We start from the raw sequence: 25,302 nt of genomic DNA, 5'->3' as shown, positions 1-25,302 counted from the left end.
GCCATTGATCAGACCGTGGAGAGCTTCCTCAGTGACGCCCTGCAAATCAGCCCGCACGCAGTCGCCGTTCAACTGAGAGCCGAAGAGCTAGGCTATTTGTGAGCCCGTTCGGGGCCTAAATTAGCGCCAAAATGTGAGCTCTATGAAACACCCGACCTCGGGAAACCCGGGGCCCTGGACGGGCGTGCTACCAATGCCATCGTGGCGGCAGGGACATTGCCTGCGGGCATAGGCGCTGAAATTCACGTCACGTTTACAAAAATCAACGCTATCAATACAACGAACTATCCTGGGGTGCTGGGATTGTCGGATTTTCAAACACGCACCAAGTTCAATATTCAACTCGTCTCAGGCGATGTCCAAACCTATAGCATCTTTAAGGAGCTGGCCTTCACCCAGACCAGTTCGGGACCCCCGGCGCCGGACGCCTCCGCCCCGTTCGGGTTTGATTGCGAGGTCCAGGGAACGGGGTCCAATACAGTCCTCAGCGCCTCGGTTACCACTCCCCTGGCTGCCATCGAACCACTGAGCGCCCAACCCGGCGGCCAAGCCTTCGATTTCAGCGACCCTTTGCCCACCCAGGCCGCGTTGGATCAAACATTTCCCAGTGGGACTTACTCGGTCACAATCAACGGCGCCACCGATGGACCCAGGGACCTCCCGCTGACACTGCCGGCGGACGCCTATCCTAATGCCCCGCAAGTAACGGATTGGTATAGCGCGCAACTGGTCGATTCCGGTAGTGATTTCGTTCTGACCTGGAACCCTTTTGCCGGCGCAATCGGTGTGGATTTCATCCAACTCCTGGTGACGAATGCCGCAGGGCTGCTGGCCTACGAGACGCCCGGTTATGGAATGGCCGGGGCGCTCAATGGCCTGACTGCCTCGACCGCAATTCCAGCGGGAACCCTCCTGCCAAATCAATTCTACCTGGCTTGGCTCAGCTTTAACAAAGTCATGACAATTGATACCATAACCTATCCGGGCGCGTTAGGATTGGGCAGTTATCGGTCCAGCACGCGGTTCCGGCTAATCACCACGGGGCCGGGCGAGCCGCCCTCTCTTGTGTTAGCGGCCAGCTCATCCAATAATCAATACCAACTTTCCGCCGCTGCCGTCCCGGGGCTCGTTTACCGCATCGACGGTTCGAGCAATTTGGTGGATTGGACCCCTTTGAACACCAACGCCCCGTCAGGCAACCTCCTGCAATGGTTAGACCCAACTCCGCGCGGCTCGTTCTTTTACCGGGCAATTGTAATAGGCCCTTAGCCCGAGGCTCGCCCCAAAAGCGCCAGAGGACCGGCTCAGTCCACGACGCTTTGCGCAGACCGGCGCCCCATGGTGCGCCAGCGTCTTGGCCGTGGTAGTCCTCTATGGCTTCAATCCGTCCAGGGCGCGGACGATCGCTTTTTTCACAACCGGATTGGCAAGATTCCCGAGGTGCCCTCCCTCGGGGAAGAGGGTGATTGCATTAGTCGGAAGGGTTGCCTGGAGCCATTGTAAATCTTCAGAAGGCAGTAAAAAATCGTCCTGATTAAGAATCAACCGTATCTTGGCGTTGGCCTGAAGCCCTGCCTTGTAGGTCCGCAAATCGCTGGCTCGTTCGAGCGCGTCGGGGGCGTTCAAGTCAATCCCTCGCATCCAATAATACGGAATTAAGAACCGCTCGAGGTAACCCTGATAAGAGAATTGCAGAATCTCATTATAGACAGGTTCACGCCGGTACGTGTCGAGCGCGTGATGCAAAACGCCCATATTGAACCGGCGCTGGCTGGTGTAAATGGCATCCCGAAGGATAAGCCGGAACGCCAGGCCAATAAGAAACTTGGACTCGATAGCATCGAATGGCAGCGAGGTTTTCGGCGCAAGCGAGTTCTTCGTCAGGGCGACCACTTTCAGGAATGTATTCTCGATGTCCTGAGTCCGTTCCGGCGCTGGCCAGGCCAGCGGCGCCTGGTAAAACTCGTCCAATTTCGAGATGCCGTACAGCAACCGAACGGGCGTGTTGATGGCCACATAGCGCTCAAACTTGAGCAAAGGCGCCTGGTTGGTCGATTCGGTTCCGGCAATATAAAGGGATTGAAAAGCGCCCATCGAGTAGCCGAGCAACGCCGAGGCGCCAAGCCTTCCTTGGTGAGTCTCTCGCAGCCACCGGTCGATTTCAGTCAACGCCACGTGCAAATCATGGGCATCGACCGGAGTATATGCTGGCACCGCTGCCGTGGCGCCGTGCTCCATAAATTCGTAATTGAACGTGCTGCTCACTGAAACGGCTGAAAAGCCGTTGTCATAAACCAGCTCGGCCAGCGCCAGCACCGTTTCGGACAGCCGGTGCGAGCCCAATCCGGGTACGATATAAACAACCGGCGCCTGCCGGGGTTGGAGCCAATAGGTGAAGTTTAATTTCCTGCGTGTGCTTGGCAGCCAGACAGAGCGGGTCTTTGCGTGGTTGGGGAACTCAGGGTCTTTGTACGTGAAGAAGACCGATTGCAGCGTTTCCAAGGAGGCCTTATCCGGCTGGCCTTTGACATGGAAATCCGCAACTCGATTCTGCCGCACAAAGGTCCAGGCATATTGCAGCTCGGAGTAGGCGTCCATCTCCGTTTTGCTGAACCGGACATAACTGTCCACCGAGTCGCTTAGGTCATTATAGGTAATGCCAAAGGCGCAATAGGTGTACGGACTGACGTAGGTGGAAGGGTCGCCCAGGGTAAACGGGTAGGGAGTAATATAGCTCAGAGGATTGGCGGCTGTATCCGCAGCCAACCCCACCGTATCCCGGTCGTTGCTGGGACCAAAAAGCGGAAGCATCAGATAAAAATCCGGTTTCCATCCCCATTGTCCAAAGGTTTGCCCGAAATCGGCGTCAGCTTTGGGGATTTTCCATTTGCTGGCCACGTCAATGAAACCGGCTACGCCAACCACCGTGTTGCAGGCGAATCGGTAAGTTTCATCGCGGGCGCCCGCCCATTTTGCTTCGAGCAGATTATTCACCAGGCGCCCTGGATAAGTGATGTTACGGCCAAAGTTTCCGATGCCAGTCCGAATGGGTTTTCGAATTATCAGCCGGTACACTTTCGCAGTGGGCTTGATGGCGTCGGTCATCAACCCGCGATTGAAGGCCCACATCCCGCGGTTGAATGGCTCAAAGGGGTCGGGAACGGATTTAGGAAGCACAACACTCTCTGCGGCGGCGGCGGTTTGGTTGGCGCCGCGACCGTTAAGAGCAGTTTGAGCCCAGGCACTGCCGGCGGAGTTCAGCACCGCAAGGAGCGCCGTCAGGGCGCATTTTAAAATTGCAGGGGCCGGCGTAAAGAGGCTCTGGTTTTGGCCACGAGCGAAGCAGAAGCCCTTTAAATTGCGAGCTTCGCGTGGCTGCTCCTGACTGCGGCTCCTGTCATGGAACGGCTTTTCACAACAGCCTTTTGGGGGTAGGCCGCCAGGCGGGGGCTTTTGGTTCTGTCTGATCACGACGTGAACCGGAGAATAGTGCCAGGAGGGGAGTTGGTCAAAGCTGGTTGTGGGCAAATAAATGCGCGGGACCAATGTTGCCTTGCCTTGCTCAGGGGCGATTGCTATAAGTGCGGCGAAGACCGGCCAATCATTGGGCATGAACATTCATCACCTCGAGCTGTTTTATTACGTGGCTCGACACGGTGGCATCACAGAAGCCGTGCGCAATATTCCCTACGGAATCCAGCAACCGGCTGTCAGCGGGCAAGTGGCGCAACTCGAAGAATTCCTCGGAGTGATCCTGTTTCAACGGCGCCCCTTTGCGCTGACACCCGCAGGAGAGAAACTCTATCGTTTTATTGAGCCCTTCTTCTGCAACCTGGATGCCGTCGCCATCGATCTGCAAGGGGGGCAGGCACGGCAAATCCGTATTGGCGCATCGACCATCGTCCTGCGCGATCATCTGCCCGAGCTCTTTCGCAGCGTACGAAAAAAGTATCCGCGTTTAAAGATTTCCCTGCGCGAGGGCTACCAGGCCGAGCTTGAAGCCCTCCTCGAGCGTGAGGAACTGGACCTGGCGATTACACTCATCGAAAAGAAGACAGCGCCCGGCATCCATTCCATGGCCCTGCTGGACGTGCCGCTGGCTTTATTGGTCGAGAAGAACAGTCCGATTACTTCTGCCGAACAGCTTTGGAAACGTGACCGCATCGAGGAGCCGTTGATTTGCTTGCCTGAAGCCGAGGGCATTTCCCGTCATTTCCAGCATGGCCTGGCCCGCCTGGGGGTGGATTGGTTTCCCAGCATCGAGGTCAGCTCGATTGATTTAATTGAGACTTACGTGGCGGGCGGTTTTGGAATCGGGTTATCTGTCCTGGTGCCCAAAACCGTGCTCGCAACGGGCATCCGGGCCTTGCCTTTGCCCAAGGACAAGTTCGCGTCCGTCGCGGTTGGAGCGCTCTGGCGTGGAAAGACCTCCGCGCTGTTGCAGACCTTTTTGGATGAGGCACAATTGCGGGCCAAAGGCCTGATCTGATCGAACTATCTGGTCCGCGCGAAGCGTCGGGGACTGCGCCCAGGCCTCTGGCGTTCACGGAACGAAGCGCGCGCGATAGAAACGCGTCGGAAAACCGGGGGCGGCGTTATCGAAAAAATCGAATGAACCGCCGGTTACCACATTAGTCTTTAACGGGGTCCATTGGCTGAAGTTCGTTGTAGCATCGATGGCGAACTGAAAACCAGACGACCCCGCCAAGTGCAACAGGAACTCTCCATTCGGCCCCATCCCAAGAGAGGTCAGTTGCGGCGGCAACGGCGAGGGGGCCGGAGAGGCCGTGATGGTGTAGTTATCGAAAACCATGAAATTGTTCCCAGGGGCATTTGTGTAATAGATGCCCCAAACCGCGTCGATGTCACCCAGGTTCAGGGGGGCGCCAGTGGTTGTGATGGGCAGGTTGGTGGCGACGGTCAGGCCGCTCAGTGTGGCGCCCCAGGTATTGTGCGCAAAATCCATGGTCAGGTTCAGCGTATAAGGCGCATTGGTCGCGAAAGTAAGGCCGCTAAAAATGAACCCGTTGGTATCATCCAGGGCGTAATTGACCTCCAGGGCGTAATTGTCGAAATCAATTGAAAACAACTTGTCCCCTTGCGCGTTGAAAACGCTCCAGTCGAAATTATCCCATTGGCCGTTTGAGGAATCATCAATGGCCATTGAGACCGAGAAATTCACGATTGGAAATCCGTCCTGAACCGCGAAGAAATCAATCGGTTGCCAGACATAGATCACATCGGCAGTAGGCTTAAGCGGAATGAGCCCAACGTAACCACCCTGGCTTCCCAGAAAATTCGCCCTGAGGCCGTTTCCACCGGTGCTTGAAGTATCTTTGACCCAACCCTTTTGTCCAGCCAGTTCCAAAACCGGGTTATAACCTTCGGTTTTCTCGAATCCGGTTGAATAGACATTAGTCGAGTTGGTCGCTCGGACAAAAAGGATGGCGCAGGACAGGAACGCCAGAACCATTAGAAACCAAGCCCCGCGCGAATGGAAGTGGGGAGAGGGGCTGGGACTCATGGTGGCGCTCATGACCGGCATCAGCGGCGGCCATTGTTCGCGACGGAACTCCCCGCCTGGGCAGCCGCAGGGGCAGAAGGGGCCAAGCCTCGCGTTGGCGCCGGAGAGTAACGCGGCGCTTCGGCAGGAGCCGACTGGCGAGGCGCAGAGTATGAGGGCGGGGCGTAGGAGCGCTGCGGGACGTAATAAGGTTCAGAGCGGTAACGGGGCACTTCAGCCGGAGCTGGCTGGGGTCTTGGCTGGTACGCAGGCATCCGGTATTGCCAGGCTGGCGCAACCGGCGCAGCGTACTGGGCGGCCGGAACGGTCTGCGGTTGCGCGAAGGGGGCGCTGTTTTGGAGCCAGGGCGTCGAGCGTCCGGCATCCTGGCGGACCGATGGCTGTCTCGACTGAGCCCATCCGAGTGGCGAAACAGTGTCCGCAGCAGGCGCCAAGGGTTCAGTTCTTGCCGGCGTGGCACGAAGAACTGATTGCCCTCTCAGGATAAGCGAACCAGGAGGATATTCTCCCCTGTTGAAGCTCGGCGCTGAGGGCGCCCTTGCAGCCAGTCTTTCGGGCCGCCCCAACGCTGCACCCTGCACTGATGGGGCTGGACCCGCAAGCGGCTCCTGAAGGTCCGCAGGGCTTCTGGTGAAGGCCGATTGAGGCAGTTGCCCTCGATAAGCACGTGAGTTCCTGGAATTGGCGTCCGAGCGTCCCGGGCGCCCGGCCAACGGTCGGGCGCCGTTCATTGCGACCGGCGCCACTTGATGGTGCGTCGCCGCCGCGACGCGCTCGCGCGGAATGCCTTGATTGATAACCGTATTGTTCTGCCGGACGATTCTGTTGATCGGCGTCGTGTGTGCATAAAGACCGGCCACCTCTCGAGGTGGCAGGCCATAGTTGTGCAGGTGGCGGTCATTAAAATGCCTCCAGGCCACAAAATGAAAGGCATCCGGACCCAAGCCCAGATTGTCCGAGTTGCGCACTGGGCGGCCTTGGAAGGTTAGCCCCACTCCACCCTGAAAGCCGGTGCCGGGGGGCAGCGGGGCCCAGCCGCAATACCCCGAATTGTATCTCCAGGAGACCCACGAGGGCCCCCACACTGTATCCGGCGCCCAGCACCAGCCCCTATGAGAATCCCTGAACCAACGGCCATAATGAAACGGAGCCCAGCCCCAGGAGTAATTCGATGCCCAGTACCACCCGCAATCAGTGTACGCCCAGCAGCCTCCATCGAAATAGGGCTGCCAGCCGGGGTTGACGAATGAAACCGTTGGCTGCCAGCATGGACCGTAGCCATCCACATTCACCCAGTTTCCGTAAGGGGCCAATGAACCGTAAAAATCATTATAACTGACATCCTCGACAGGCGGGGGAGCGGGCGCGGGCGCGGGATAGCCTCCACCGGTATAGTCTGGCGGGGGCGGCTCTTGCGCTGGAGCGACCTCGGGCGGTGTCGCTGGAGGCGCCATCGCCCCCATTTCGGGTCCATTAGCCGGTCCCTCAGAAACAGGCGGGGCCGACTGAGCCGAAGCAGCCTGGATGGCCTGGTCGCGCTGGATCATGGCCGTCACCACATCCGCTGGAACGCCGATGTCATTAAGGTAAATAATCTCGTCCACACCCAGGTTGAATGTGCTTGGGGAATTCGTAACAACCGCCAGCAGCACGCCTTCCTCGACCCCGGAGTCGGCCAATTTAATGACTTCAGCCAGTGGTCTCGATGGATTTAAATTGGGCGGGAGCGGTTTTGTGGATGCAACAGGATTCTGGGGGGCCGGGCTAGATGGATGTGTCGCTGATTCCGCCGCACTATCCTGAACCCCAGCCGCTTCGGGTGAAGCATCAGAACTGGGCGCGGTGAGCGTTGACAAGGCTGGCGGGGAGTTGGTCCCTTTGGCAAGGCACCAGGCGGCGAGCGGAATAAACATTGCCAGCACGCCAACCAAAAAGTTCCGACCAATCCCGCTTTTCATAACTTCGATGCAAGAGTCCAATTACTATACGAGGAACTCTTCCAAAGTTCGACTTGATTGTGTGGGAAAGTATTCAGGGGCTCTAAACAGCGAATGAATGCGTTCATTGGCGGTTACCGAGGAGCCCGAGGGACCGCCGCCAGCCAGTTAAAGCTTGGAATTCATCATTCATCATTCATCCTTTCTTTACTATGTCGCAGTTTGATCCCATCGAAACGGTCATTGCCGATTTGCGGAAGGGCAAGATGGTTATTGTGGTTGATGACGCCGATCGCGAGAACGAAGGAGATTTGATCATGGCCGCCCAGTTCATCACCGGGGCCGATGTCAACTTCATGGCCAAGTATGGCCGCGGCCTGATTTGCGTCCCGACCACTTCCGAGCGCTTGCAGCAACTCGGCATCGAACGCATGGTGCGCCAGAACCGGGAGACGTTCAAAACCGATTTCCAGGTCAGCGTCGATGCGGCGCGTGGGATTACAACAGGCATCAGCGCCGCCGACCGCGCCGAAACCATTCGCCGGATGGCCGAGCCGACCGCGGTGCCCGAGGACCTGGTGCAACCAGGGCACGTCTTCCCGTTGCGCGCGCGTCCGGGCGGGGTCCTCCAGCGCGCCGGTCATACCGAGGCGGCTGTTGATCTGGTGAGCCTGGCCGGGTGCCGGCGGATTGGGGTGATCTGCGAGATCATGAGCGACGACGGTTCGATGGCGCGTTTGCCCGAGTTGCTCAAGTTCGCCCGCAAACACCGCCTCAAGATATGCACCATCGCCGACCTCATCCAATTCCGGCGCACGCGCGAGAAGCTGGTCGAGCGCATCGAAGTGGTCAAAATGCCGACCGACTACGGCGATTTTAATCTATATTTGTATCAATCCAAAGTGGACGGCCAGCATCACCTGGCGCTGGTCCATGGGGATGTGGCCGGCAAACCCAATGTGCTGGTGCGCGTCCATAGCGAGTGCCTGACCGGCGATGTGTTTGGCTCACGCCGCTGCGATTGCGGCCCGCAACTCCACCAGGCAATGCGCCAGGTGGCTGAAGCAGGCTCCGGTGTCATTGTGTATATGCGCCAGGAAGGGCGCGGCATTGGGCTGGCGCCAAAAATCAAGGCCTACAAATTGCAGGAGCAGGGCTATGATACCGTCGAGGCCAATAAAAAGCTCGGCTTTGACATGGACCTGCGCGAATACGGTTTAGGCGCCCAAATCCTGGCCGACCTCGGTTTAAAAACCATCCGGCTGCTAACCAATAACCCGCGCAAAGTTGTCGGGTTGGAAGGCTACGGGCTGAAGATCGTCCAGCAGGTGCCCATCCGGGTCAAACCCAATCCCCACAACCGGCGCTATCTGCAAACCAAACGTGAGAAACTGGGACACCTGCTTTAGCGATCGTGCAGCAAACCCGCAGTTTGTTCTTGCAAGACCGTTAATTCTCCCCTCACCTCCCACCCATGCTTAAGCACATTCAACGGAAAAAGGTTCGCGCACCAGAGGGGTGGTTTGTCATCGTTGCTTCGCAGTACAATGCGCAGTATGTGGAAGCCATGCTCCGCGCTGCGCGCGCCGAGCTCAAGCGCGCAGGGGCCAGGGGGGTTCAGGTCATTCGCGTTCCGGGCGCCTTCGAGATTCCAGTGGTGGCCGCTAGTCTGGCAGGCGCGGACCGGCGACCCGCCGCGATTATTTGCCTGGGTGTCATCCTGCGCGGCCAAACCGTTCATGCCGCGCACATCGGCGAAGCCGTCAGCCGCGGGTTGATGGAGATTCAACTGGTCTGCCAGGTGCCGGTGGTGCATGAAGTGCTCCTGCTCGAAAACGAGGCCCAAGCCCGCGCGCGCTGCTTGGATAAAAACCGCAACCGCGGCGCCGAAGCGGCGCAAACGGCGCTGGCCATAGCCAAAGTCATGCAGAGTTTGGCTTTGACCAGTGGGGGTTAAGTCTTACCTTGGGGGCCAATGAAACATTCGGGTAGAGCGCGGGGGGCCGCTTTTAAACTACTCCTGATCTCGCTCATTTTGGGCTTTCTCATTTGGGCGCTGATCGCAGTCATTTCCGTCATCGGGACGATTCTTTCGGCTGTCGCGGTCCCGGTTCTGTTGGTCCTGTGGGTTCTTTTCTCTCTATTCACCCTTTATTTCTTTCGGGACCCAACCCCGCACGTGCCGACCGGAGCGAATCTGGTGGTCTCCCCCGGCCATGGCAAGATAGACGTTATTGATACCACGACCGAACCGCTGGTTATAGGGGGCGAATGCAAACGCGTGTCCATGTTCCTCTCGGTATTCGATGTCCATGTCCAGAATGCGCCCATTACCGGACGGGTGAGCTTTTTCAAGTACTCGATGGGCGAGTTTCTCAATGCCCTGAAAACCGAATCGGCCCTGCACAACGAGAATGTCCTGCTCGGCTTTGAATCGAGCGAATTGCCCGGGCGCAAGCTCGCCGTGCGCCTCATCGCCGGGGTCATCGCCCGGCGGATTGTGCCCTTTGTCCAAGAGAGCGAGGAAGTCAAACGCGGCGAGCGCATCAGCTTGATCCAGTTCGGCTCGCGGGTGGATGTGTTTTTGCCCATGGACGCCGAAATCAAGGTGGCGCTGGGAGACCACGTCGTGGGCGGCGAGACGATCCTGGCGGTCTTCCCGCAGACGAGTTGATGATATGCCGGGCCCCGACTCCCCTCCATCGGCCGAATCGCCCGAGCAAAAGCTTAAGATTTACTTTTTGCCCAACCTGCTCACCGCCGGCAATCTCTTCTGCGGTTTTGTGGCCCTCACCAAAATCGTCGAGGCCAATCTCCCGGAGGATTTCCAGCAGATTAAAGTGGCGCTGGGTTTTATTTTGCTGGCCTGCATTTTTGATCTGTTCGACGGGCGTGTGGCGCGCATGGGCGGAGTCGAAAGCCCCTTTGGCCGCGAATTCGACTCCCTGGCGGACATGATCTCATTCGGGGTAGCGCCGGCGTTTCTGGTGCACCGGATTGTGCTGCACGATGTATTCCTGGACCATCCTGAGGTGGGCTGGTTCATTGCTTCCATTTACCTTATTTGCGGCGCCTTCCGCCTGGCGCGGTTCAATTGCCTGGCCGCCCAGCCCACAGCCGGCGCCACCAAGGACTTCCTGGGCTTCCCCATTCCTTCTTCGGCCGCCCTGGTCTCTTCGCTCACGCTGCTGATCATCCGGCTGAACGAGAAAGACAAGACTATCGGCAAATGGGGCTATCTGCTTGCCATCGTGCTCCTGTTCCTCTCGGCCATGATGGTCAGCACCGTCAAATACCCCAGCTTCAAATCGCTGGGCTTGCGCTCGAGCAGCACATTCACTAAGGCCATTATCGCCGCCTTGTTTGTTGGCTCTCTTCTGGTCCTGTGGCGGCTCGTCCTGTTTTATGTCCTGCCCGCCTTTTTTACACTCTACCTGGTGTACGGCTTCATCCGGCCACGAATCTCGCGTCGTGTCCGCCGGGAGATTGAGGAAGACGACGAGGATGAGGGCCTGGGTGCGGCTTGAGAACCGCCGATGGCCGCCTTCCCTCCCATCCTGGTTGCCGGCCTGACCGGTTTTGTCGCCGGCCTTGCCCTCTCCATCCCGGTCGGGCCAATTAACCTCACGATTATTAACGAAGGCGCGCGGCGCGGCTTCCGATGGGGCCTGCTGATCGGCCTGGGCGCCACCGCAATGGAAGTCATTTACTGTTTCATTGCTTTCACGGGTCTGGCGTCGTTCTTCTCGCGCGGTTACGTCAGCGCCGGGATGGAGGTGTTCAGTTTTGTTTTCCTTTTGTTCCTTGGCGTTAAATTCCTCATGGCCAAGTCGGTTGAATCCTCCGCCGTCCATTTTGGCGCGATTGCCGATCGATTCGAGGCCCGCTTGGGCGCGCGGTTCCACCCCTCTTCGGCGTTCCTGACGGGGCTGGTCCGGGTCATGGGCAATGTGGGGGTGTTGGTGTTCTGGGTTATCCTGGCGGCCAACTTCATCTCGCGCGAGCTGGTTTCGCCGGATTGGCCCGGCAAGCTGGCCTGCGTGGGCGGGGTGGCCTTGGGCACCGGATTGTGGTTCCTTGGACTAAGCTGGGCCGTCTCCCTCGGGAAAGGCAAATTTAGCGCAAAGACCCTCTTGCGCATGGAGCACATCTCCGGCGTTATCTTGCTGGTTCTGGCCCTGATTCACGCCGGCACCATCATCTGGCACCTGCGCAAAGGCGAACTGAGGTTGCCGCATTCGTAGAATCCCACCTCTTGTAGAGATTTGAAAATGTCCCGAGCCTCTGATTGGCTCGCAGATTCTCCACATGCCCATCGCAGAATCCGACATTCCAGCGGGCGTTGGAAGCCCTTGTCATTACCCACATTTTTCCTTGTGCGCACTTAAGTGGACTTGCGGTGCCTGGTCCCAAAACTCATGCGTCCCGAAATGCATTTGTCAAGCGTCGAAAAAATCAATGTGCTCACGCATTTCTGTTATTGCTTGCGGACGTAACCATTGCCTCGAAACCACTCGACCGCATCCGCCAGCGCCTGCCCTGGCGGTGTCTGGGGCAGGCTCAGTTCGCGGATGGCTTTCGCCGGATTGAAAAACATCTTGTAGCGCGCCATGCGGACACCTGCCAAAGGGGCTTTGGGCGGTCGCCCGGTAATAACGGCTATCCCTTCATTCACATACGCCGCGCTCAGCGCCACTAAATACGGGACACGAACTTTAGGGGCGCGTACGCCGGAGATTTCTTCAAGAATGGCAAAGGCCTCTGCCAGCGTCCAATTGCCCTCTGCATTCCCCAGGATGTAGCGTTCACCAACGCGTCCCTTTTCCGCCGCCAGGATGTGCCCCACCGCCACATCGCGAACGTGAATGAAATTAAGTCCTGTCTCGAGAAACGCCGGCATGGCGCGATTCAGAAAATCGACAATGACCTGGCCGGTCGGTGTTGGCTTGACGTCACGGGGGCCAACGGGCGCGCTCGGGTTGACAATTACCACCGGTAACCCGTTCCGGGCCAGTTCGAGCGCGGCTTGTTCCGCCTGCCATTTTGAACGCTTGTAATGGTTGCTCATCTGCGTGGCCGACACCGGGGTGGTTTCGTCCGTAGGCACGAGTTGTCCTGCTGCCGGTTTGGGCAGGCCGATGCAGCCAACCGTGCTGGTATAGACGATGCGGACGCAACCCGCCGCCGCCGCCGCTGAGAGCACCGTGCGAGTGCCCTCGACGTTGGCCGCATACATCGGGCGGTAGTCGCGCAACCAAAGATGGTAACTGGCCGCGCAGTGGAAGCACCAGTCGCACCCGCGCATCGCCGCGATAAGCGGTTCGCGCCGGATCAAATCTCCTTCCACCCCCTCGAAGGCGGCGCCGCGCAACCCGCGTTGATCGCTGCCGGGGCGCAACAACGCCTTCACCCGGTGCCCGCGGGCAGCCAGTTCATTAACCAGGTTCGCCCCGAGAAACCCCGAAGCGCCGGTGACGAAGCAGACCATAAATAGTGGCCCGGAAAATAGGCCATTTATCCGCCAGGGAAAATCATTTTTCCAGTTTTGCTGCATCATCGCACTTAAAGTTAAGAAAAACTAAAAACGTTCTTTCTAGCCACTCAGCTACTTGACTTCAAAGGGAGGCTTGCAAACAATGCAGCCCGTCGTATGCCGCTAAAGAGCAGTGCCCGAGCCAGGCGATTATCTCGGAAGGAAGTGCGTGACCTGGATGTCAAGATCACGTTCCTGGAAGGCATCGTTGGCCGCGACCCTGGTTATGTGGAAGCCTTGCAGGTCTTGGGGGACCATTACACCCAGCGCGGCAGGTTCGAGCGCAGCTTGACTGTCGATGAACGCCTCTCGAAGCTCGAACCGCGCAATCCACTGGTCTTTTACAACCTCGCATGCAGCTACTCTCTCAATGGCGACTTCGACCTGGCCGTTTCCGCCCTCGAACGCGCCCTCACCCTGGGCTACCGCGATTTTAAATGGCTTGCGCGCGACCCGGACTTGCGGCGTCTCCGCAAACACCCGCTCTACCGGGGCATCCAGGATAAAATCCGGCGGATGAAGGTGAAGATCAGCTAGTGAATGTCACCGTTCGCGGGCGCGCCCGCCAGTACCGTACCGTCTCTTTCGATGCGGATTCCAATCGCGTTTTGCTGATCGAGCAACGCCTCCTGCCGCATCAGTTTGCCATTGTTCAGGCCCGCGATTTCCGCCAGACCGCCCGCGCCATCACCGATATGGTCGTTCGCGGCGCCGGGGCAATCGGCGCCACGGCTGCTTACGGCCTGGCCCAAGGGGCCCGCGCCTTTCGCGGACGCCACCTAAAGGCCTTCAGCCGCCATGTTGAGGGCGTTTATCAAACGCTGAAATCCGCCCGCCCCACTGCCGTGGACCCAGTCAACGCCATGAACCACGTTCGCGCGGCGATGCAGCCCGGCCAAACGGTCGAGGAACAACAGCAGTTGGCTGTGGCGGCTGCGGAGCATTTTGCCAACGAAGATGTGCGTCATTGCCGCGATATTGGCCGCCACGGCGCAAGATTGGTTCGCAATGGAATGAACGTGCTGACGCATTGCAACGCCGGCTGGCTGGCTTTCGTCGATATCGGCAGCGCTACCGCCCCGCTTTATGCCGCTCATGAACAAGGCAAGGCATTTCACGTCTTTTGCGACGAGACCCGCCCCCGCTCCCAAGGCGCTACCCTGACCGCCTGGGAATTGGCCCAGCAAGGCATATCGCATCAGGTCATCGCCGATAGCGCCGCCGGTCACCTGATGCAACGCGGGAGAATTGACCTGGTAATTGTCGGCAGCGACCGCACCCTGGGCCGCACCGGAGAAGTGGCCAACAAGATTGGCACCTACAGCAAAGCCGTTCTGGCGCACCGGCACGGGATTCCTTTTTACGTCGCTATTCCACTCTCAACGATCGATTGGAGCCTGAAATCCGGCGCCGCCATTCCCATCGAAGAGCGGGACGAAAGCGAGGTGCTCGGGGCTTGGGGTGTGGTGGCAGACCCCAGAGGGAAGGGAAGCCCCTCGAGACCTCTGACGAGCAGAGAGTTCGGTGCGGTTCTGAAAAACCAGCCCTCATCCGCCTCGCCCACGAGATCCCCACGACGCGTTTACGTGCGGGTGGCCAACGCGACGAGCCATGCCGCCAATCCTGGGTTCGACGTCACTCCACCCGAACTCATCACCGGCATCATTACGGCCCAGGGAATTTTCAAACCACGCGAACTCTGGCCCCACCGGCGCCAGTTGGGTTGGCACGTTTGAGCAAAGAGGGATGGTTCACAATTCCTGGCTGTAGGAGACGACGTAAGGAGTCTCTGATCAGCAACTTCCGGGTGAACCAAAGGCGGCCGGTCTGTCATTAGCCCCGCCGGCAACTCCCCAGCAAAAGGCCGAAAAAAGTAAAGGCCGGCCATGCCAGGGCTGGCATATACAACGGAAACTCAATCAACCCTTGCAAAGCCCAACCTAAAAGACCAAGCCACAGGAACCATAAACCGTCGATTTGTCTGGCTCGGACCCCATACACCAGCGCGCTGACGATGAAGAGGGTATAAATCAAAAAGCCGGGCAGGCCTGAATCCGAGGCCTGTTCGAGGTAATCGTTGTGAGTAAGCCGCGCCATCTCGGCCTCAGGCCGCTTGATCCTCTCATATGGGATGGCAAAGGTGCCGGGACCCGTTCCTATCCACGGATGCTCCTTCGTGGTTACAAAGGCCGCGTGCCAATAATCAAAACGCGCGCTGACGCTGGTTGCCCCTTTTCGGAAGAAGCCGGCGTATTTCCAGAAAAAGCCTGTCAAACCCGTGGCCAAAACCAGGCACACCAGAACAATCTTCAAAGACTTGCGGAAATTAAGGCGCAATAGTGCTATCAACCCAAGCAGCAGCATCAGCAGCCAGCCCCCCTTCGAGCCGGACCAAAAAAGGCAACCCAGCCCGCCGGCCAAACCAGCCACGATCACAAACCACCGGGCGGCTGGGGTTAATAGGCGGCGCGCCTGGGTGATGCTGTAGAGCAGGGGGGGCAGGAGCAATAACAAAGCGCCGGCAAGGGCGTTGGGGTAAAAAAGGGTCGAAAAAATCCGATTGCTGGACATCTTTTTGAGGTATTCAGGAGGCACTGGGCCTTTGGGATAAATATACGCGAAGAAGTATCGCCGGGTTTCTTCGAGTCCGCCGAAGTGCTGCTGCCATCCGGCAGCCAGTACCAGAAGGAAACAAGCAAGCAATGCCCCCCAGAATAAACCGAGTTGCCGAACGCGGCTCAGCGAAAAGTACCCAAGATAAAAGCAAAGCACAGAGGCCGCAAAGTGCCAGCAGGTCGGGCGGGAAAGGGCTGTCTGCCAGGAATCATTGGTGGCCACGAATTGCCAGGCCAGCCAGACCAGCGGAAGGACCAGCAGCCACCGGGGCGCATTCGAGTTCCGGCGCGCCCCTGCTGCGCCCAGCAGGGCAACGCCGATCAAAAGCGCGTAGGCCCATTGGACCGGCCAGGGTGACCCCAAAAGAAACTCATAAATATTCGCCGGCGCCGTGACGAATTTCTCCATAATCGGCAGATTCCCGAACTTGAGCAGAGTCAGCCCGAGGAATCCGCCAAAAGTGCCCGAAAACACACTGGCCCAAAGCTTGGATTGTGGCGCTGACATGGATCCCAAATCCCTCCTGCGGCCAGGATTGGCATGGACGCCCTCGCGACCGGAACGCGGTGGCATAATCAGAGCCGGAGTTTGAGCAGACCCACTTCGAGGGCCAGCGCCTCCTGGACATTAGTGAAGAGCCGTTGTTGGAGTTGCTCGATGACATCCAGGTTGCCGAGCGCTTCCTTCGAGGAAATCCGCCGCGCGACCCGTTCTGTGCCAGGCAAGTCCGGGAAGCGCAGGAGTCCGTGCTCGCCCAAGGTTTTACTGGCCTCGCCTGGGGCGGGCTGGCTGCCCATGTTCAAGGTCCTGAGCCACACATCGCGCAGCCAATTCTGCAGGATGGCCAGCAATTCGGTGCGATACCGTCGGTACTCCGCTTCAATGGCGGCCGCCAGCTCGTCTTCCCAGCGCTCGATCAATGCCTTATCGGCGTCCTTATACTGCTGCAAGGGCGAACGGGCAGTCAGGGCCTTGTCGATGCCCTCCTTGGTTTCATTGAGCTTGCGAAGCAGCACATCCATCAGCCGGTACCGGCCCAGCAGGCTCTTGGTTTCGGCCCCTGCCATTTCGCTGAAGGTTGCCAGCCACTGCTGCTGGGCAGGGTCCAACGGGCGCGGGCCTTCGCCGGCAAAATTGAGCCGCAGGCAGCGTGATGTGATGGTTTCGAGGACCCGTTGTGGCTCGGTGGTCAGTAGAATAAGGATGGATTTGAGCGGCGGCTCTTCCAGTGTCTTGAGAAAGGCATTGGCGGCCTCGACGCGCAACCGGTCGGCTGCAACAATGATGGCGGTTTTATACTCTGCCTCGGTGGGCTTGAGCTGCATGGCCCGCATCAACTCGCGCATCTGTTCGGTGGTGATGACGCGCGTTTTGGATTCCGGCCTGGCCCAGTGCACGTCCGGATGGTTCCCGTGCATTATCTTCTGGCAGGGGAGGCAGTGGTCACAGGAATCGACGGGTTTACCCCCTTTAGGGGCGCTGCCGGCGCAGTTGAGGCTCTTTGCCAGCGTCAGCGCCATGGCCTCCAATTCATCCAGGTGATGGCCGGTGAACAAGTAAGCGTGCGCCAGCCGGTCCTGTTGAATCGAGCGCTGCAGCAAACGGATGCCCTGCTGTTGTCCGGGAAAATCTTTGAACGCCATCGCAAAGCCCAAATTAGGGGATTGCTTGAGGCATTTCAAAGATCAAAACATCTCGTGCATTGACCATGGGTGCGAGACAAAAATCTTCGTGAAGGTAATCGGTTAGTGACGGCGGGCGCTGCCGCCTAAAGGCGGCGTTCCGCGCGTCCGGAACGCCGGCTTCAGCCGGCAGCCCCGTAGTCACTGAGGCGTTACTCGTGAAGTGCTGGCGTCTTGGGATAACCCAATGCTGTGTATCTAGAAACCTGTTTATAGTACCTGCCCCGCCCACCCGATATTCCCATTCTTTTCTTTCATACCGGGGATACGGCCTTCATTCCCACACCAGCCGCTGCTCGATGACCTCCGGCTTTTCCGTTCTCGGCTGCGGCTCTCTGCGTTCGCTGAATTGCAGGCGAGCCACCGGAAACCAAATTTGCTGCGGTGGCCCTTGAGGGGCGGGCTCCCAGTCGATGGCGCGATCCACCGCCTGGCGCATCCGCTGAAACCACCATTGGGCCCGATTCAACCGGCGCTGCCGCCGCGTCGTGAACCGGCGCCGCCCCTGGCTGTCGAGACTCATTTCCAATTGTCCTTCAAACATAATTTTCCTTTCTTTTGAGGACAACTTTAGCCACGGCACTTGGACAAAGGCTGTCCAAGTGAAAAATTTTCAATAAAACACGTTTTTAAAAAAGATTGCCGCCTTCCCCCTCGTCCTGGTCCGTAGCAGCCGACGCCACAGGCTTGAATCAGGAGCCTGGCAAAATGGAACGAAAGGCCCGCGGAAAAACCGAGTAGAAAAAAATCGGGACGGAAACGTTTTTCCTGCTTGATCAGTGCCCTAATGGGTGACCCCTGGTTGAAAGTGTAACACAGCAGGTTCAAAGCGTAACAGCATCAGATTTTCTTCGAGGACAGTCCGAGTCGCAACCTCTCAATGAGATGCGTTCCCGGAGTCCTGGCGGGGCCAGCACTCGGACGTGAGGCACCCACGAGAGCACCCAGCGGGTTAGGCGGCGGTAAGAAATAAAGGTGGCAAGATGCTGGCGGGATTTTGTCGCCCAGCGAGGCGTGAACGAGGCGCATATCCGCAGTGATCTGTAACGAGTGAACAACGAAGCTGGGCGGCAAAAGAGCAAGGCAGGTTGCTACCTTTATTTCTTACCGCCGCCTTAGTTCCTTGCGGCTTGAGGTCTCCAGCCGCAACTCGAGGCTGCCATCGCGCCGCTCGCGCATTCGCTGGCTGGGGTGCCAGACCCGCTCACGAATGTACGTGGCGACCTCCCTGGCAAAGAGCAACCGCACATTCCAGGGGCGCTCGGCCTGGCTGATGCCCAAAGCGTGCTTGAAAAACGCCTCGGGGTCGAATGGCGCGGGCGACGCGAAGTGTTCCCCGCTTCCAGTGAGGGAGCGGCAGCGCGAGAGGGCGAAGGTCTCGACCCGTCCAGCCGCCGGGTTAAGGGCAACCAACGACCCGCCGGCTCGCCCTCCGCTGGCGGCGTCTGCAGGCCCCTGGACCTATTAGGCCTGCAGGCCTGCCTAGACGTGGACCCGACGCCCGATTACGAAAATGTCGTGACCGACTGAACTGGATTTGCCGCCACACCAGGCTGAGAATCGGTGTCGTTACGTCAGGCACCTTTTCGGACTGTCTGGCCGCTCAACCACGGTCCTGCCGTCCTGCCACCCCAATTCCACCCGCTTTGGGACCCGGTTCAGACGCTAAAGTGCGCTTCTGCCTTGCCAACTGCCGCCAGTTGGCTTTATGGTTTCCTTACCAGTGGCGGAAAATGCTCGAAAATGCGCCCGGACACAGAAAAACCAATTCTCCTTCACCCGCGCAGCGTACAAAACAATTCGCGTGCCCAAAAAGCAATTCCCTTTCAATTTCAGTTTTTCAATTTTTCAATTCAATTGCGTTGCGTGGCGCAGGCGTCCCGCCCAGCTTTTCCTGGCGAAGAGTGGTGATGATGGCAAAGCGCATCCAACGGCGGCTTTGGTTTGGTTTACCGCACGGGCTGAAATTGGCTGCCAGCAGTTGCGAGGTCAAGCAGGGTTTCTGCAGAGACGCCTGCCAGGGCGCATCCTGGCAGTAATACCATCGGGGCGAGGACCTCTGGCCCCCGATCCATTTCCAGCACGGTCCGAGCACGATAACCCAGCTGCAGGGAAACGCTTGTGGAGTCATCTGGATCAGAGCATTCTCCGAACAAGGTTAAAGAAGGCCCACGTCGAGCCTGTTAAACCGCCAAACTCAGGACAAATATGAAATCAAATTCGTTCAGAGCGAGCAGCGCGATCACCCGCGCAGCGTACAAAACAATTTCAATAATTCTCCTCATCCGGCAGAACCAAAAGCAGTTTCACCTCAATAACCGCCACGGCACGCCTAGAGCTAGGCTCTGGATGTGGTTGGGGTTCGCCGCTTGGGCGATAGAATGGTTATGGCTGGCGGCACCGGCAAAAGCGCAATCACCGCCTGCCCCTCGTTTGGGAATCCAAATGGCAGGTCCTCAACTCAACCTGGTTCTGAGCGGTCTGCCGGGACACACCTATGAATTTGAAACTTCCAGCAATCTGTTGGACTGGGCAGTGTTGCTAATGACCAACAGTGTCACCAGTAACGCGGAAGTCGCGGCGAGCGCATCCGCCGGAACTGGAACCGGGTTTTACCGGGCGGTGGACCTCGGGCCGGTTGCCGGTTCGCCGAGCGCGGTATTCGCGCTGTTGTGGTCGGGTTCATCCCCGTCGACAAATCCCACGCCGCTGGACTTGACCATTGCCGGGAGCGTGGTGTTTACGGTCGAGGATGCCAAAGGCAAGGCACTGACCAACCAGGTAGTCAACCTGTCGCCCAATATCGATCAAGCCACCGTCAGCTTCATCCTTGCAAACGGCAGTTATACGGTAGTAGCGGACGCTTACCCGCAGCCCAATGGCGCGGGTGTGCCCTTCGAGGAGGCGCGATTCTTCTTCACGGTCACCGGCGGTGCGCCTGTCACCCAGACTTTCACGCTGGCCGACAATGCCATTACCAATCTGATCATCACCCCCACCAACGCCACCATGGCCGTCGGGGGAAGCTTGCAACTAAGCGCGACCGCCTTTGACGCCAGCAATGATGTGGTTTTTGTCACCGCGCAATCCGGCGCGCTGACGTGGACCTCCCTGACCCTGCCTATTGCTACAGTAGATTATACCGGCAAACTGACGGGCGTGGCCCCGGGTGTGGCTACCATTCAGGTGGCTTTGACAACCAACCTGGCGCTCACGGCCTTTGCCACCGTTACGGACGCGTTCCAGATTATCGGCATGATGATAACCAACGTGCCGCCGCCGGCGCAGTCGTTGACTATTGGAGTGAGTCAGGAAACCAACCTGACCGTCATCGCCACCAATGCGAATGGCGAACACGTTCCGTTGGCGGCCAGCGCCATGGTTTGGAGTTCCTCGTCGGTATCCAAGGCTGTAGTGGACGGAAGCGGAGCCAGCGGCCTGCTGATTGGGGTGGCGCCCGGCCTGGCGAACATTACCGTAAACAACAAATATGCCCTCGCCGCGCCGGTGACCATCTCTGTCGAAGTCACCCTTACCGGGTCGTCCCTTGGCGATGGCCTACCGCCTCCAACTCATGGTTACATCATCACCGATTTGGGCGCTTTGCCCGCCGAAATCAGCAGCCTGCCGGCCGCCCTCAACCGCGCTGGGCATGGGGCAGGTCTGTCTTGGCTTTCGCTCTCCCCAACTAATGACACCCCTAATTCCGGCACCGCGAATAATCCGACCCCGCAGGCGTATATTTGGAAAACCAGTCAGAATAGCGTGATGACCGCTCTACAGGACCTTGGTGGCGGTCAGGCCGTGGCGGAGAGTATCAACGGTAATGATGAGGTCGTTGGTTGGTCCATCAAACCAAATACCATTTCATCTACCAAGCAATACAGGCATGCCGTGCTTTGGCAGGGAAGCAGTCCAAAGGACCTGAACAGCACGCTTTCCACCTACGGGTCGTTGGGTTCCCCCAATTTCAGTGATGCCTTTCGCATCAACGACCAAGGTCAGGTTATTGGCCAAGCCTCGCTTATTTCGACGAACGTGCCAGGCTGGTCTTCCGCGTTTCTGCTGGATTTGAGCGCCCTGCCCATCAGGGTGGCCTATCTATGGGAAGGTCTGGACCCCCGCACTCAGCCTCTGCCGACCCCCGAGGCCATCAACAACTGCGGCTTCATGGCCGGAGGACAATTTATCTTTAATGGCATTTCGGCCAGTTACGCCTACGCCTTCGTGGGAAATGTTTACCAGGTGACGAACGCGCAAGCGGCACCCTTGGAGAACCTGCCCGGCTGTCAGTCGGGCCTGGCCTATAGCGTCAATGACCTCGAGCAGGCTGCGGGCGTGTGTTCACCAGCATCTACCACTGAGCCTGAATACACCCAGCCCCGCGCCGTCGCCTGGCGAGGGAACAACGGCGCACCCAGCGGCAACCTGGCCACCGACCTGGGAACCAACGGATACTTCAGCCGCGCCTGGTGCATCAATAACTTCGGAACCGTCGTCGGCGACTCCTGGCCCAGTGTCGGCGGCGAATACACCGACAGCCACGCCGTCCTCTGGGTAACCAACATGTATGATCTGAACGCTTATATCCCGACGAATTCAGGGTGGGTGCTGGATGTCGCTACCGGCATCAACGACAAAGGCCAAATTATCGGCCAGGGCACACGCACCAACGAGCTGGGTTACCGCTCCTTTCTGCTGACGCCGAACAAGTGAAACTTATTGGTACATTTACTGATGCCGCCCAGGAGGGCTGGCACAACTTGCGATCACCCGCGCAGCGTACAAAACAATTCGCGTGCCAAAAAGCAAATTCCTTTCAATTTCAATAATTTGACAATGAGGTTCGTTTTACGAGGGACATGGCCTAGAGGAAATCAACGCTGCTTGGAATAAATCCATTTACCGCTATCCACCGAAGCAGCCTCACTGATATGCGGAAAAGTCCCCCGCAAACTGCGAAGGAAATCCTCGTTCAAGCATTCGAGATGTTTGAGAGGAATTCTGAGACCGTCATGCCTGTTGTGGACCAAATCTTGGTCGTTGCGTAGTGCGTGTGCGTGGGGTCAACCCATAGTTTGGTTCGATTTGGCTTTTCATTTCTTAGCTGCCGCGCACGCGGAATCAAAAGGGGTCACGTCTTGGGTCACATCTCCAGGTTCAATTGATGCCTGAAGCCTGGCGCATCATTAAGGAAAAGCACGCCGCTACCGCATTTACGGGTGAAGGAGCGGCCAAGGCTGGTGGCCGATGGAACTCACGGGGGGTGGCTGTGGTTTACACAAGCAGCACCAAATCCCTGGACGCGTTGGAAAGCCTTGTTCATCTCAACCCTCCGGTGATTTTCAAATACGTGCCCATTCGTATCGAGTTTGCAGACACACCCGTTGAAACGGCTCCGTTAGCGGCCCTTCCTCGGGACTGGCGTTTGGAACCCCCGCCGCCTGCTGCGAAACACGTAGGTGACGCCTGGGCGCGGGCTGGACGGTCCGCGATCCTGGCGTTGCCGAGTGTCATCGTCTCTGGCGAACCCAACTACCTGCTTAATCCAGCGCATCCCGATTTCAAAAAAATCTCCATTGGAAAGCCGGGGCACTTTGCTTTCGACCCGCGACTGCTGGCCTGATCACAGAAGTGTATCAACCGGGCGCCTGCGGTTTGTCTCCTGGAGGTTGCAAGTTTATTCGCCCCCATTCGCCGCCCGCCATTTCTGCATTTGGCCGGCGTACCAGTCGGCGATGTCTGCGCGATGCCCCGGGTCGCGCGGCACGTTGAGTTGGTTGATTTGCGGCGCATTCTCGTCCAGGTAAACCGGCGGCAACCTGGCCGGGCGCCAGTCTTCGATGGCACGCCTCAACCGCGCGACCTCTTCCTTCCAGGCGGGCTCAGGGTACAGGTTCGTCATTTCCAACGGGTCCTTTGTGAGATCGAACAAGAGGCTGCGGGCGGGCCGGACGGTGTCCAGGATGAGCTTGGTCGTCCGGGTCCGCGCCATCACCCGCGGCCGCGTTTCGCAAAAGACGATCTCGCGCGTGGCGGCCGGATCGGCGAGATTCAGCCCGCGCATCGTCGGGGCAACATCCAGGCCCGCGACTTTCAGAATGGTTGGCGCCACGTCGATATTGCTGACCAACCGATCGCGCACCGAACCGGCGGCCCGGCCGTGTGGGTACTTGATGATCAAAGGCACCCTGGCCAGCGGGTCGTACATGTGATTGCCCTTGAGCAAGAGGTGGTGAAAGCCCAGGTACTCGCCGTGATCGGACGTGAAAATGATCAAAGTCGAGTCGTAGAGGCCCTTGGCCTTGAGGACCTCAATCATGCGCCCGATCTGCGCATCGAGTTCCGAGAGGCTCGCGAAATAAAACGCCGTCGCCCGCCGCACATTGGCTGCCGTCAGAACCTGGTTCGTGAAGTAACCGCGATCGAGCGCGAGGTCTTGCGCCGGGGTCTGCGAAACCCAACCCGGCAGCAGCGAAATCGTGTCCGGGTTGTACCGATGCGCCCACGGTTCGGGCGGATCAAAGGGGTGATGGGGCTTGATGAACCCCACCATGAGCAGCGCGGGCGATTTCTTATCCCATTTCTCCAGGGTTTCGACGGCGCGATCCCCGATCCAGGTCGTGCTGTAATGCGCTTCGTCGAGGTTCGAGGGCAGCGCCCCGACATTCTCCCAGTATATGCGCCGGGCGTGCCTGCGGTATTCGGCCCGCTGATCTTCCAGGTCGTTGGCATCCACCAACCCCAGGCGGCGCAGGTAGCGATGGTAATCATCGTCCCACCGCCCCGGCCCGTCCTGCTCCGCCAATTCCAGTTCGCTGAACCCGACATCCAGGTAGGTCGGTGCGAAATGCATCTTGCCCACCGCCTTGGTGGCATACCCGGCCTGGCGGAACAAAGAAGCGAAGGTGGGCGTGCCCGGCGGCAACGTGCAATGGTTGTTCCATCCGCGATGCTCGTGCACCGGCAACCCGCTCAAAAGCGAGTACCGCGACGGCGTGCAAACGGGGAACGAACAGAAGCTGTTGTCAAAACGGACGCCATCGGCGGCGAGACGATCAATGGCGGGGGTTTTGATTTGGGCGTTCCCGTAGGCGCCCAAAGCATCGCAGCGGACCTGGTCGGCATGGATGAGCAACACATGCGGCCGTTCAGCCGCCGGCAGGTGGCCGGAGACGAACGCGGCCAAGGGGAGAGCCAGGAGCCATGCCCGTCGTCCGATTTTAATCGTTCGGTTGGTTTCTGCCCTATTGCGTTGCCGATTTCTGCGCGGCTTCATCCGGGGCATCCTAAGAGCAGCGCACCCCGTTGGCAACCAGCGTCGGCAAATTCGATGCCTCGGAAGGCACCCGCGAGGAGCTAACCAAGGCCGTGAAGACCATCTGCCACCGAGCCACCGAGTCACGCGTCAAGATTGGCTTTCGGGTTGGCGCGGTGGCCCGTATTGCGCGGTTTTAGCCTTTTTCACAGTCCCAATGGCCAGCCAGTGTCTGGGGGCGGTTTGGTTACCGTGACCGTAGGCGACCGTACGGTTACCGTGGGTTACCGGCGGATGCCGATTGAGCGACGCTCAACTTCGAACATTCAAACATCGAAGGGATCGGGAGGCGCGGAGCCGGGGGGCTGGGGAGGGGGAGAGGGGGTGCTTTGGGGGTGTACAGCCGTCCCACCGTCCCAAGGCCGGTAAACACGGGTGATTCTCACTCTTGCAACCGTCCCACTTCCGTCCCAAGCCGTCCCAGGCGTTCCAGCAAATCGAAGTGATGGGGAACGGGGCCAAGCATTTTGGCCGGTTTTATCGTTCTGCGAAAAGGGTCGAACTGCAATTTGGCGCAATTAGCTGCAATTTGGTGCAACCAGGTGCAATTTGGTGCAATTGGCGTAGGCGGTGGGCAGACGGAGGTGCCGGTTCGGGAGAGCTTGCAAGTTTGAGAATTGAGATTTCAGACGGGGGTCGATAACCGAAATGGCAAATCCCACATGGCAAATGGTCAATAATCCGCCGATAGC

At 58.5% G+C, this 25,302-nt stretch carries 21 protein-coding genes; 12 read left to right on the top strand and 9 right to left on the bottom strand.

Annotated elements, in window-relative coordinates:
- The first annotated feature begins 201 nt into the window (after positions 1 to 201).
- On the top strand, positions 202 to 1,269 hold the full coding sequence (locus VG146_03240) for a hypothetical protein (GenBank protein HEV2391357.1): 1,068 nt from the start codon (positions 202 to 204) through the stop codon (positions 1,267 to 1,269).
- Between the two features lie 102 nt (positions 1,270 to 1,371).
- On the opposite strand, the gene VG146_03235 is transcribed toward VG146_03240, so the two are convergent.
- A complete protein-coding gene (locus tag VG146_03235; protein HEV2391356.1) occupies positions 1,372 to 3,618 on the bottom strand; it encodes a VacJ family lipoprotein in 2,247 nt (748 codons plus the stop codon).
- Between VG146_03235 and VG146_03230 the strand changes: the two genes are divergently transcribed.
- Positions 3,611 to 4,489, top strand: coding sequence for a LysR family transcriptional regulator (locus tag VG146_03230; protein HEV2391355.1), 879 nt, complete (start codon positions 3,611 to 3,613; stop codon positions 4,487 to 4,489). The genes VG146_03235 and VG146_03230 overlap by 8 nt on opposite strands.
- A 54-nt stretch (positions 4,490 to 4,543) precedes the next feature.
- Here VG146_03230 and VG146_03225 read toward each other — a convergent pair whose 3' ends face one another.
- Both VG146_03225 and VG146_03220 read right to left on the bottom strand, forming a co-directional pair.
- Entirely contained in the window at positions 4,544 to 5,536 is a 993-nt protein-coding gene (locus VG146_03225; protein ID HEV2391354.1) for a hypothetical protein, read from the bottom strand.
- Between the two features lie 8 nt (positions 5,537 to 5,544).
- Positions 5,545 to 7,203, bottom strand: coding sequence for a DUF6600 domain-containing protein (locus VG146_03220; protein HEV2391353.1), 1,659 nt, complete (start codon positions 7,201 to 7,203; stop codon positions 5,545 to 5,547).
- A 470-nt stretch (positions 7,204 to 7,673) separates the two neighbouring features.
- Here VG146_03220 and VG146_03215 point away from each other — a divergent pair, with 470 nt between their 5' ends.
- The 5 genes from VG146_03215 to VG146_03195 all read left to right on the top strand — a co-directional run bounded on the left by VG146_03215 (position 7,674) and on the right by VG146_03195 (position 11,705).
- A complete protein-coding gene (locus VG146_03215) occupies positions 7,674 to 8,870 on the top strand; it encodes a bifunctional 3,4-dihydroxy-2-butanone-4-phosphate synthase/GTP cyclohydrolase II (GenBank protein HEV2391352.1) in 1,197 nt (398 codons plus the stop codon).
- 65 nt (positions 8,871 to 8,935) lie between these two features.
- Complete coding sequence (gene ribH, locus VG146_03210) at positions 8,936 to 9,418, top strand: 6,7-dimethyl-8-ribityllumazine synthase (protein ID HEV2391351.1); 483 nt, start codon at positions 8,936 to 8,938, stop codon at positions 9,416 to 9,418.
- Between the two features lie 18 nt (positions 9,419 to 9,436).
- The gene (locus tag VG146_03205) at positions 9,437 to 10,135 is read left to right on the top strand and encodes a phosphatidylserine decarboxylase (GenBank protein HEV2391350.1); all 699 of its coding nucleotides are present in this window, start codon (positions 9,437 to 9,439) and stop codon (positions 10,133 to 10,135) included.
- 4 nt (positions 10,136 to 10,139) lie between these two features.
- Positions 10,140 to 10,988, top strand: a complete 849-nt coding sequence (gene pssA / locus VG146_03200; protein ID HEV2391349.1) for a CDP-diacylglycerol--serine O-phosphatidyltransferase — start codon at positions 10,140 to 10,142, stop codon at positions 10,986 to 10,988.
- A 9-nt stretch (positions 10,989 to 10,997) separates the two neighbouring features.
- Positions 10,998 to 11,705: a LysE family transporter gene (locus VG146_03195; protein ID HEV2391348.1), complete on the top strand. Its 708-nt coding sequence runs from the start codon at positions 10,998 to 11,000 to the stop codon at positions 11,703 to 11,705.
- 233 nt (positions 11,706 to 11,938) lie between these two features.
- Here VG146_03195 and hpnA read toward each other — a convergent pair whose 3' ends face one another.
- The gene (gene hpnA, locus VG146_03190) at positions 11,939 to 13,018 is read right to left on the bottom strand and encodes a hopanoid-associated sugar epimerase (GenBank protein ID HEV2391347.1); all 1,080 of its coding nucleotides are present in this window, start codon (positions 13,016 to 13,018) and stop codon (positions 11,939 to 11,941) included.
- A 141-nt stretch (positions 13,019 to 13,159) separates the two neighbouring features.
- Between hpnA and VG146_03185 the strand changes: the two genes are divergently transcribed.
- Both VG146_03185 and mtnA read left to right on the top strand, forming a co-directional pair.
- The gene (locus VG146_03185) at positions 13,160 to 13,531 is read left to right on the top strand and encodes a hypothetical protein (protein HEV2391346.1); all 372 of its coding nucleotides are present in this window, start codon (positions 13,160 to 13,162) and stop codon (positions 13,529 to 13,531) included.
- Positions 13,531 to 14,730 carry an S-methyl-5-thioribose-1-phosphate isomerase gene (gene mtnA / locus VG146_03180; protein HEV2391345.1) on the top strand — a complete coding sequence of 400 codons (1,200 nt, stop codon included), beginning with the start codon at positions 13,531 to 13,533 and terminating at the stop codon, positions 14,728 to 14,730. The genes VG146_03185 and mtnA overlap by 1 nt, the downstream gene beginning before the upstream one ends.
- A gap of 97 nt (positions 14,731 to 14,827) precedes the next feature.
- Here mtnA and VG146_03175 read toward each other — a convergent pair whose 3' ends face one another.
- The 4 genes from VG146_03175 to VG146_03160 all read right to left on the bottom strand — a co-directional run bounded on the left by VG146_03175 (position 14,828) and on the right by VG146_03160 (position 18,705).
- Entirely contained in the window at positions 14,828 to 16,117 is a 1,290-nt protein-coding gene (locus VG146_03175) for an O-antigen ligase family protein (protein HEV2391344.1), read from the bottom strand.
- 68 nt (positions 16,118 to 16,185) lie between these two features.
- The gene (locus VG146_03170) at positions 16,186 to 17,253 is read right to left on the bottom strand and encodes a hypothetical protein (protein HEV2391343.1); all 1,068 of its coding nucleotides are present in this window, start codon (positions 17,251 to 17,253) and stop codon (positions 16,186 to 16,188) included.
- A 313-nt stretch (positions 17,254 to 17,566) separates the two neighbouring features.
- On the bottom strand, positions 17,567 to 17,836 hold the full coding sequence (locus VG146_03165; protein ID HEV2391342.1) for a hypothetical protein: 270 nt from the start codon (positions 17,834 to 17,836) through the stop codon (positions 17,567 to 17,569).
- Between the two features lie 560 nt (positions 17,837 to 18,396).
- Entirely contained in the window at positions 18,397 to 18,705 is a 309-nt protein-coding gene (locus VG146_03160) for a WYL domain-containing protein (protein ID HEV2391341.1), read from the bottom strand.
- A 1,032-nt stretch (positions 18,706 to 19,737) separates the two neighbouring features.
- Here VG146_03160 and VG146_03155 point away from each other — a divergent pair.
- Together VG146_03155 and VG146_03150 are read left to right on the top strand one after the other, a co-directional pair.
- Positions 19,738 to 22,008 carry an Ig-like domain-containing protein gene (locus tag VG146_03155; GenBank protein ID HEV2391340.1) on the top strand — a complete coding sequence of 757 codons (2,271 nt, stop codon included), beginning with the start codon at positions 19,738 to 19,740 and terminating at the stop codon, positions 22,006 to 22,008.
- Between the two features lie 451 nt (positions 22,009 to 22,459).
- Positions 22,460 to 22,918, top strand: coding sequence for an RES family NAD+ phosphorylase (locus tag VG146_03150; protein ID HEV2391339.1), 459 nt, complete (start codon positions 22,460 to 22,462; stop codon positions 22,916 to 22,918).
- A gap of 54 nt (positions 22,919 to 22,972) precedes the next feature.
- Here VG146_03150 and VG146_03145 read toward each other — a convergent pair whose 3' ends face one another.
- Positions 22,973 to 24,571, bottom strand: coding sequence for a sulfatase-like hydrolase/transferase (locus VG146_03145; protein ID HEV2391338.1), 1,599 nt, complete (start codon positions 24,569 to 24,571; stop codon positions 22,973 to 22,975).
- A gap of 29 nt (positions 24,572 to 24,600) precedes the next feature.
- Here VG146_03145 and VG146_03140 point away from each other — a divergent pair, with 29 nt between their 5' ends.
- Complete coding sequence (locus VG146_03140; protein HEV2391337.1) at positions 24,601 to 24,750, top strand: hypothetical protein; 150 nt, start codon at positions 24,601 to 24,603, stop codon at positions 24,748 to 24,750.
- Positions 24,751 to 25,302: the final 552 nt, after the last annotated feature.

The sequence above is a fragment of the Verrucomicrobiia bacterium genome (genome assembly GCA_035946615.1).
In the GTDB taxonomy this organism is placed as follows: Bacteria; Verrucomicrobiota; Verrucomicrobiia; order Limisphaerales; family UBA8199; genus DASYZB01.
The sequence above is the reverse complement of the archived record's forward strand: the minus strand, read 5'-3'. Positions and strand labels throughout refer to the sequence as shown.

Bases quoted from the DNA above. Each gene is read 5' to 3' on its own strand.
- VG146_03145 (HEV2391338.1), bottom strand. From the start codon at position 24,571: ATGAAGCCGCGCAGAAATCGGCAACGCAATAGGGCAGAAACCAACCGA.
- VG146_03195 (HEV2391348.1), top strand. From the start codon at position 10,998: ATGGCCGCCTTCCCTCCCATCCTGGTTGCCGGCCTGACCGGTTTTGTC.
- VG146_03175 (HEV2391344.1), bottom strand. From the start codon at position 16,117: ATGTCAGCGCCACAATCCAAGCTTTGGGCCAGTGTGTTTTCGGGCACT.
- VG146_03165 (HEV2391342.1), bottom strand. From the start codon at position 17,836: ATGTTTGAAGGACAATTGGAAATGAGTCTCGACAGCCAGGGGCGGCGC.
- VG146_03170 (HEV2391343.1), bottom strand. From the start codon at position 17,253: ATGGCGTTCAAAGATTTTCCCGGACAACAGCAGGGCATCCGTTTGCTG.
- VG146_03205 (HEV2391350.1), top strand. From the start codon at position 9,437: ATGAAACATTCGGGTAGAGCGCGGGGGGCCGCTTTTAAACTACTCCTG.
- VG146_03235 (HEV2391356.1), bottom strand. From the start codon at position 3,618: ATGTTCATGCCCAATGATTGGCCGGTCTTCGCCGCACTTATAGCAATC.
- VG146_03155 (HEV2391340.1), top strand. From the start codon at position 19,738: ATGGCAGGTCCTCAACTCAACCTGGTTCTGAGCGGTCTGCCGGGACAC.
- VG146_03215 (HEV2391352.1), top strand. From the start codon at position 7,674: ATGTCGCAGTTTGATCCCATCGAAACGGTCATTGCCGATTTGCGGAAG.
- ribH (HEV2391351.1), top strand. From the start codon at position 8,936: ATGCTTAAGCACATTCAACGGAAAAAGGTTCGCGCACCAGAGGGGTGG.
- VG146_03150 (HEV2391339.1), top strand. From the start codon at position 22,460: ATGCCTGAAGCCTGGCGCATCATTAAGGAAAAGCACGCCGCTACCGCA.
- hpnA (HEV2391347.1), bottom strand. From the start codon at position 13,018: ATGATGCAGCAAAACTGGAAAAATGATTTTCCCTGGCGGATAAATGGC.
- VG146_03225 (HEV2391354.1), bottom strand. From the start codon at position 5,536: ATGAGCGCCACCATGAGTCCCAGCCCCTCTCCCCACTTCCATTCGCGC.
- VG146_03230 (HEV2391355.1), top strand. From the start codon at position 3,611: ATGAACATTCATCACCTCGAGCTGTTTTATTACGTGGCTCGACACGGT.
- pssA (HEV2391349.1), top strand. From the start codon at position 10,140: ATGCCGGGCCCCGACTCCCCTCCATCGGCCGAATCGCCCGAGCAAAAG.